This is a genomic window from Streptococcus sp. GMD4S, from assembly GCF_000296955.1.
The window spans coordinates 1-1,338 of sequence record NZ_AJRE01000234.1 but is presented as its reverse complement, the minus strand read 5'-3'; the positions used below and the strand labels follow the sequence as shown (position 1 = coordinate 1,338).

General features: G+C 40.1%; 3 protein-coding genes. 1 reads left to right on the top strand and 2 read right to left on the bottom strand.

Annotated elements, in window-relative coordinates; genetic code table 11:
• Positions 1-32 precede the first annotated feature (32 nt).
• Positions 33-758, top strand: coding sequence for a 16S rRNA pseudouridine(516) synthase (locus GMD4S_RS08970; protein ID WP_001235079.1), 726 nt, complete (start codon positions 33-35; stop codon positions 756-758).
• 39 nt (positions 759-797) lie between these two features.
• Here the strand turns inward: GMD4S_RS08970 and GMD4S_RS08965 are convergent, their stop codons facing one another.
• Both GMD4S_RS08965 and GMD4S_RS08960 read right to left on the bottom strand, forming a co-directional pair.
• Entirely contained in the window at positions 798-1,025 is a 228-nt protein-coding gene (locus GMD4S_RS08965; protein WP_000890389.1) for a hypothetical protein, read from the bottom strand.
• 71 nt (positions 1,026-1,096) lie between these two features.
• A partial coding sequence (locus GMD4S_RS08960; RefSeq protein WP_000324859.1) for a rhodanese-like domain-containing protein occupies positions 1,097-1,338 on the bottom strand: 242 nt, incomplete at its 5' end.

The following is a 1,338-nucleotide window of genomic DNA, read 5'->3' as shown; positions in this document are numbered from 1 at the left end:
AAAGTCAGAGACTTATGATAAGATAAGCTGGTATGCGTTTAGATAGATTATTAGCCCAAGAAAAGGTCAGTCGCAAGGCTATGAAACAAGCTCTATTAAAAAAAGAAATCCTAGTAGATGATTGTCCAGCCAGCTCACTTGCTCAAAATGTCGACACTGGGTTGCAGAAATTAGTCTTTCAAGGACGGCAAATCCAAGGCTACGAGCACAACTACCTCATGCTTCATAAGCCAAACGGAGTCGTTACAGCTAGCAAGGATAAGAAACTTCCAACCGTCATGGACCTCCTTCCACCTGACATCCAGTCTGACCAGCTCTATGCTATCGGCAGACTAGACCGCGATACGACGGGACTGCTACTTTTGACAGACAATGGACCTCTTGGTTTTCAACTCCTCCATCCCCAGTACCATGTCGATAAATCCTATCAAGTGGTAGTAAACGGACTGCTCACGTCAGACCATATCCAAAAATTCAAAGATGGGATTGTCTTTTTAGATGGGATTACTTGTAAACCTGCTCAGCTCGAAATTCTGTCCTCAAGCCCAACAGAGAGCCGGGCCTCCATCACCATCTCTGAGGGCAAGTTTCATCAGGTTAAGAAGATGTTTCTCTCAGTTGGTGTCAAGGTGACTGCCCTAAAACGAGTCCAATTCGGTGACTTTACATTAGACCCAGAACTAGCAAAAGGGCAATACCGTCCCTTGAATCCAGAGGAATTGAAAATTATTAAAAACTATTTAGAGAAAAGTGGATAAAAGAAAAAAGCTTTAAATTTAAAGCTTTTTTTATCTTCTTTAACTCATGTGTAAGATAATTCCAATAATCCAGTTAAGATCAGAAAGAACAATACCTACAATAGCTATAATTCTTTCTGTTTTATAATCAAGTCCAGACTCTTTTTGAAGTTCGTTAGCATACAAGATACCGGCGATACCTAAAAGAATGCCTCCCAACGGAAATAACAAACTAAGAATGATAGATAGGATACCCACTAAAAGCGGGTTTTTCTTCTTTTCTAGCATTTTCTACAAATTCCTTAAAATGTTTATTAATTTAGCATAGGAGACCGACTTTATCAACTTTTTCCTTGATCTTAGCTAGTCTTGACCTTCCCAATCCAAGAATCCAACCCATAAGAAAGGATATAAATCTCAGAGAAACCTTGTTTTTTCAAATAAAGTGCTGCATTAGTCACTCGTTGTCCGCGTTGGTTTTCGTAGAGAAGGACAGGTTTATCCTTGCGAAGGGCTGCAAGGCTTGACTTCAACTGATTTGAAGGAATATTGCGAGCTCCGAGGATATGTTTTCTGTGAAATTCTGCTGCATCACGGACAT

What these genes read in the sequence shown, in the direction of transcription:
- GMD4S_RS08970 (WP_001235079.1), top strand. Translation starts at nt 33, where the DNA reads ATGCGTTTAGATAGATTATTAGCCCAAGAAAAGGTCAGTCGCAAGGCT.
- GMD4S_RS08965 (WP_000890389.1), bottom strand. Translation starts at nt 1,025, where the DNA reads ATGCTAGAAAAGAAGAAAAACCCGCTTTTAGTGGGTATCCTATCTATC.